The organism is Kitasatospora sp. NPDC058190 (assembly GCF_042883685.1).
In the GTDB taxonomy this organism is placed as follows: Bacteria; Actinomycetota; Actinomycetes; order Streptomycetales; family Streptomycetaceae; genus Kitasatospora.
Genome location: NZ_JBHVVI010000102.1, coordinates 24149 through 30148 on the forward strand (window position 1 = coordinate 24149; position 6000 = coordinate 30148).

5 protein-coding genes are annotated in these 6000 nt (G+C 72.2%); all 5 read left to right on the forward strand.

The window, feature by feature from the left end; translation table 11 throughout:
* Nucleotides 1–132: 132 nt before the first annotated feature.
* The gene (locus ACFVWU_RS34355) at nt 133–1608 is read left to right on the forward strand and encodes a ferritin-like domain-containing protein (RefSeq protein ID WP_387628121.1); all 1476 of its coding nucleotides are present in this window, start codon (nt 133–135) and stop codon (nt 1606–1608) included.
* A gap of 41 nt (nt 1609–1649) precedes the next feature.
* Nucleotides 1650–3056, forward strand: a complete 1407-nt coding sequence (locus tag ACFVWU_RS34360; protein WP_387628123.1) for a hypothetical protein — start codon at nt 1650–1652, stop codon at nt 3054–3056.
* Nucleotides 3053–3904: a LodA/GoxA family CTQ-dependent oxidase gene (locus tag ACFVWU_RS34365; protein WP_387628125.1), complete on the forward strand. Its 852-nt coding sequence runs from the start codon at nt 3053–3055 to the stop codon at nt 3902–3904. The genes ACFVWU_RS34360 and ACFVWU_RS34365 overlap by 4 nt, the downstream gene beginning before the upstream one ends.
* A gap of 51 nt (nt 3905–3955) precedes the next feature.
* A complete protein-coding gene (locus ACFVWU_RS34370; protein WP_387628127.1) occupies nt 3956–5344 on the forward strand; it encodes a radical SAM protein in 1389 nt (462 codons plus the stop codon).
* Nucleotides 5345–5378: 34 nt separating this feature from the next.
* Nucleotides 5379–6000 (forward strand): NAD(P)/FAD-dependent oxidoreductase (locus tag ACFVWU_RS34375; protein WP_387628129.1); only part of this gene is annotated, 622 nt, incomplete at its 3' end.

A 6000-nucleotide genomic window follows, 5' to 3' on the forward strand; every position in this document is an offset into this window, starting at 1 on the left:
CGGGTGTCATGGCCTGGACTACCGCTTCCCGGCAGGGGAAGCTTCTGTCGCATGTCACTGAGGGTGACTGCGGGTGCTGCGCCCTGACTGTGGGTGAGCCGCCCCGATGCGTCGAGTCCTGGGACGGAACCCATGCGAACGAGGATCACCCGGCACCTGGAGTCAGCCTTCCCCGAGCTGGCCCTCGGTGTGAAGGCCGCACCGGAAGGCCGGCCGGTCCTGCCACCGGAGTTCAACTGGCGCGACTACACCGCGCTCCTGCTGCACGTGGCCGCGGAGATCGAGCACTCGCTGATGGTGCAGTACCTCTTCGCCGCGTACTCGCTGGGCGGACCCCAGGTCCCCGAGCACCTGCGCGCGGACGTGCGGCGCTGGCAGGAGATCGTCCTCGGCATCGCCAAGGAGGAGATGGGCCACCTGCTCACCGTGCAGAACCTCCTGCTCGCGCTCGGCGGCCCGGTCCACCTCAGCCGGGAGGACTATCCGTGGGGCACGGACTTCTACCCGTTCCCGTTCACGCTCCGGCGGCTCACCCCGGAGACCCTCGCCCGGTACATCTGCGCCGAGAGCCCGCCCGACTGGACCGGCGAGGAGGCCGACCGGATCCGGCAGCTGGCCGCCGGAAAGCAGGGCGTGCCGGTGAACCGCGTGGGCGCCCTCTACGATCGGCTGACCGACATCCTGGGAGACCGCGACCGGATCCCGGACGCCGCCTTCCAGGCCGAAACCCTTCCCTATCAGGCCTCCTGGAACGAGTGGGGCCGCGGCTACACCCTCGGTGAACGCGGTCGGGACTCCGGCAACGTGCCCGAGACCCAGTCCCCCGACCTGCTGATCATCGGCGTCTCCTCGCGCGACACCGCCCTGAACGCGCTGAAGCTCATCGGCGACCAGGGCGAGGCGCTCCCACCGCTCCAGGCCCCGGTCCCGGCGGCCGCCAGCGCGGCCGGCACGGGCCCGGGGGAACTCTCCCACTTCTTCCGTTTCCTGACGATCTTCCGCGAACTGGAGCGGCTCGACCCTTCCGACCAGGACGCCGTCGCACGGCAGGTCGCCGAGAACCCGCGCACCGACCACCGGCTCAACGAGGAGACCCTGGCCCTGACGCACGCGCTGGCCCTCGCACCGGACCAGTCGCGCCCCGAGGTCTCCCTCATCACCCACCCCGAGGCCGCCCGCTGGGGCCACCTGTTCAACCTGCGCTACCGCATGTTGCTGGCCGACGTCGCGCACGCCTTCCGCCTGATCGGCCCGCTCGACAACGGCGCCACCCTGACCGCGCGCGGATCGCTGATCCACCGGGCCTTCGGCGAGATGTACAACCTCCGCGCCGTCGCCGGGATGCTGCTCCAACTCCCGCTCGACCGCGACGGGTCCACCGGTCTGCTGGCCGGCCCGCCGTTCGAGATGCCGTACACGCTGGACCTCCCGGCGGGCGACCGCAACCGCTGGCTGCTCCAGCGCGACCTCACCGAGGCCTCGCTGCTCGCCGTCGACGACTTGCTGGGGACGACGCTGACGACCGAGGGCGAGGCGTACCTGCGCGCACTGCGCGAGACCGACCTCCAGGCGCGGGACTTCGTCGGCCGCGTCCTGGCCGATCGCTGAACGACCCCGGGGGAGCGACCAACCACCTACGAGGAGAGAGCGTGGCCATCAAGGAACTCCGGATTCTCCCGCCCCTGGCGATCGGCCGCCTGGGCGCGGCCGCCCGGCCGATGGACAACTACGAGGCGCTGGTGGACCCGCAGCGCCCGCTGGCGCCCCGACAGCTGCGACCGGCCCCGACCTTCGAGGTGGATCCGGACAGCGGGGCCATCACGTCGTACGAGGCCCCGCCCGAGCTGCTGTTCACCGAGAACGGCGACGTCCGGCCGGTCGCTCCGTTCCTGGAGGTCTGGGCACTGACCTCGGAGCCGGGCCGGGAGGACGTGCTGGAGCCGCTGACCCTCGACCTGCTGGCCCGGCACGGGCTCGGCCCCGAGGACGTGCGCTGGTCGGTGCACGTGGGCAACCACAAGATCCACCGGCGGACCGGCGACGAGAACGACCGGATCGACGCGCAGGTCGGCCCGTTCCACGACCACGCGGTGCACCCGCTGAACGGCACCTGCCCGAACTTCTGGGAAGGCCGGGAGCTCCCGCTCGGGCACGTCCGGTACCTCAGGCCCACCCCCGGGTTCCCCGGGATCCGGCTGCGCTTCACCCCCGCCGCCGGCCGCGTCTACGGCTCCAGCACGGAGGAGCAGCCGAAGCCCGACCCGAACGTGACGGCCTTCCTGTACGACGCCAACCGGGGCGGCTGGCTCGGCTACCACGACGACCGCAACAGTCCCCGGGTGACCAACCCCTCCCAGATCTACGCCGGTTTCGCCCAGGGCCTGGACTGGATCAGCAAGGGCTATCTGGACGACGAGTGCGACGGCCTGGTCAGGGCTGAACTCACCATCGACGGCACCCTGTTGAGCGCCTACGGCCGGATCGGCGCCGGCCCGCCGGCCTACGCTCCGGACAGCTTCCCGGTCCGCGCCGTCGCGGACGAGCTGGAGCAGGCCATGTTCGGCCCCACCGTCACCGCCGACGAGGTCTCCCTGGAGGCCGCCGAGGAGGTGGTCCGGCGCGCCTTCGACACCGTCCGGCTGATGAACACGGCCGTGCTGAACGGCAACACGGTGAACGGCCAGGTCCGTGGCGCCTCCACCATGGTCGCCCAGGACACCAACGACACCGGCCGCCTGTACGAGCCGATCATGGCGCCGTCGCTGGTCGACCGCACCGCGCTGCTGAACCTGCATCATCAGGTGCTCGCCGGCCTGCGCAGCGGCACGGCGCCGTGGTTCGCCGATGTGCTGCGCGACTTCGACGACGTCGGCGACCTGTCCGACAAAGGACGGCGCAAGATGCCGGCCCTGATGCGCGGCGCGGACGGTCGCTCCCTCGCGCTGACCCGCCGCCAGGTCGACCTCATCCGCAAGGTCGCCCAGCGCGCGATCTTCACCGACAACGGTCCCGCCGGCGCCGCCACTTCGGCCGCCACCCCCGAGGAGCAGGGATGACAGAGCCCCAGCCGATCAGCTCGATCCAGCCGACGAACCTCTCGGCCCAGCTGCACTACCGGGCGCCCGGGAACCCGCCCAGCACCCTGGCGGCCGCGGCCATCTCCAACGCCTTCCCCGGCCTCGAATTCGACTTCCGCAACATCTGGCGCCGGATCTTCGAGGGCATCGAGCTGCACGAGGCGGACAACCTGGTGGTCCGGGCCGACCCGGAGCACCAGATCCTCGAAGGCTGCCGGCTGCTCCGGGTGGCCGGTGAAGCGGTGGTCGGTGACGTGACCGGCCCGCAGTTGCCCCGGGGGGAGATCGGCAGTCTCACCTCGGGCGCCAACCCCGACGGTGTGACGATGCTGGAATGGTCCAACTCCCTCGCCAAGGTCCTGGACGACCATGCCGGTCGGAAGGTGGCTTGCGAGTTCACCATGCAGCCGAGCGACAACCCGGTCGGCATCCCGAAGGACCCGGCCGAGCTGCGCTCGGTCGATCTGGTCGTCCGCCCGTTGTTCGCCGTCAGCGAGGCGGCGCAGGACCGGCTGGCGGTGATCGACGAGCAGCTGGTGCAGCCCGGCGACCTCACCCGCAGCCTCTGCTCGCCCTGGCAGAACGACTACCGCGAGTGCGCCTGCTACTACTGGGCGGCCAGCCGGCCCGACTACGTCAACGTGGACGTGGACGAGCAGGGCGTCAGCGTCGGCAACCACTGGCTCTCGGTGCACCGCGAGCCCAGGGAGTACGTGCTCGACAACGGCCGGGACACCCGCCTCCTGACGTACGACACCCTCTTCCGGGAGTGGCAGCAGCACCTGCGGTTCATCGTCGGTGGCCGGGACTACCCGGACCACCGCTGACCATCCGGACCATCTCCGACCATCCGGACCATCTCTGACGAGGCCCATCCGATGAATCCCTCCCCCACCGGATCCGCGACCCGCGGACCCGCCCGCGAGCTGTTCGAGCTGTCCACCCCGGCCAGCCCCGACCTCCACCTGCTGCGTACCGAGGTCGGCCGGCACGCCCTGGTGGTCAACGGCAGCCGCCTGTTCGACCTCGACGCGGACAGCTACCGGGCCCTCGACCGCGCCCGGCACGCCGGGGACGGCCCCGAGCTCTCCCGGCTGATGTCCGAACTGGGGCTGGAGGCACCGCAGTTGATCGACGACCGGCCGCCCGTCGAGCCGCCGGTACGCGCCCTGTCGCTCTCGGTGGCGCAGAAGTGCAACCTCGGCTGCACCTACTGCTACGCCCAGCAGGGCAGCTTCGGCAAGACACCCACCAGCATGTCGGTCGAGACCGCGCTCGCCGCGGTCGAGCTGCTCTTCCGCGCGGCCGCACCGGGCGAGCGGGTGAACCTCTCCTTCCTCGGCGGCGAGCCGCTGCTCAACCGGCCGGTCGTGCACGCCGCCACCGAGCACGCGGCCCGGCTCGCGGCGGAGCGCGACGTGCCGGCGACCTTCTCGATCACCACCAACGGCACCACCGTGACGGCCGCGGACGCCGACTTCTTCGAACGGCACGGCTTCGCGGTGACGGTGAGCCTGGACGGCACCCAGCAGGTGCACGACTCGCTGCGCCCGTACCGGGGCGGACAGGGCAGCTTCCGGAAGGTGATCGCCAACGTGGCCCCGCTGCTGGCGGCGCAGCGACGGATGCAGGTCTCCGCCCGGGTGACGGTGACTCCGCACAACCTCGCCCTGCGGGAGACCCTGGACGCCTTCGTCCACCTCGGATTCCACAGCGTCGGCTTCTCGCCGCTGCTGAACTCCCCGACCGGCCGCGGCGAACTGACCACCGCCGATCTCGAAGTGATGCTGGATCAGATGGTCTCCTGTGGTGAGGAGTTCGAACGACAGGTGGTCGCCGGCCACCGCTACCCGTTCGCCAACCTGGTCAACGCACTGCGCGAACTCTACCGGGGCACCCACCGCCCCTACCCCTGCGGCGCCGGCGCCGGGTACCTGGGCGTCTCGGCGGAGGGCGAGCTCGCCGCCTGCCACCGCTTCGTGGGCGATGCCCGGGGCGCGATGGGCAGCCTCGACCGGGGCGTCGACCGCGACCGCCAACTGGCCTGGCTGAGCGAGCGGCACGTGCACCGCCAGGAACCGTGCCGCTCGTGCTGGGCGCGCTACCTGTGCGGGGGCGGTTGCCACCACGAGGTGATCGACCGCGGCCGCCCCGCCTGTCAGTACATCCGCGGCTGGCTGCACTACGCCCTGGGCGCGTACCATCGCATGCTCGCCCGGCAGCCCGACTGGTTCCGCCCCGGGCCGGCCACCGGGACACCGGCGTGAGCGAGCGGCGCGAGCGAACCAGCGAGGCGGGCGCATGAGCGTCGGGGCGGCGCCCTCCTCCCCGATCGACACCGAGATCTGCGTCCTCGGCGCCGGACCGGCGGGGGCCCTGTGCGCCCGGCGGCTGAGTGAACTCGGCCACCGGGTCCTGCTCGTGGAGCGGCATCCGTTCCCGCGCCCGCACGTCGGCGAGGCACTGACGCCGGCCGTCTGGCCGCTGCTGGACAGCCTCGGGCTGCTGCCCGCCGTACGCGGCGCGGGCTTCCTCACTCCCACCTGGTCGAGCGTGCGCTGGGCGGACGAGCAGGTGCGTCGGGTTCGCCTGCCGGCCGGTACGTGCGGACTCACGGTCTGCCGCGGACGATTCGACCAACTCCTGCTGGACACCGCCCGATCCGCCGGCGTCACCGTGCTCCAGCCCGCCCGCGCCCACCGGCCCGACCGCCGCGCCGAGGGATGGGAGGTGCCCGTCACGACGCCCGACGGGTCCCGGCTCCTGCGCGCCCGGTTCCTGGTCGATGCCACCGGGCGGTCGCGGATCCTCGGCGGGCGCGTGACCCGCACCGGCCCGCGGACCGTCGCGCTGTACGCGGCCTGGCAGGGGGGGAGCCGGGCACCCCCCGGCGGGACCAGGCGGGGGGGCGGGCCGCCCCGCG

Excerpts from the sequence above, each read along its gene's own strand:
- ACFVWU_RS34365 (WP_387628125.1), top strand. The coding sequence starts at position 3,053 with ATGACAGAGCCCCAGCCGATCAGCTCGATCCAGCCGACGAACCTCTCG.
- ACFVWU_RS34370 (WP_387628127.1), top strand. The coding sequence starts at position 3,956 with ATGAATCCCTCCCCCACCGGATCCGCGACCCGCGGACCCGCCCGCGAG.
- ACFVWU_RS34355 (WP_387628121.1), top strand. The coding sequence starts at position 133 with ATGCGAACGAGGATCACCCGGCACCTGGAGTCAGCCTTCCCCGAGCTG.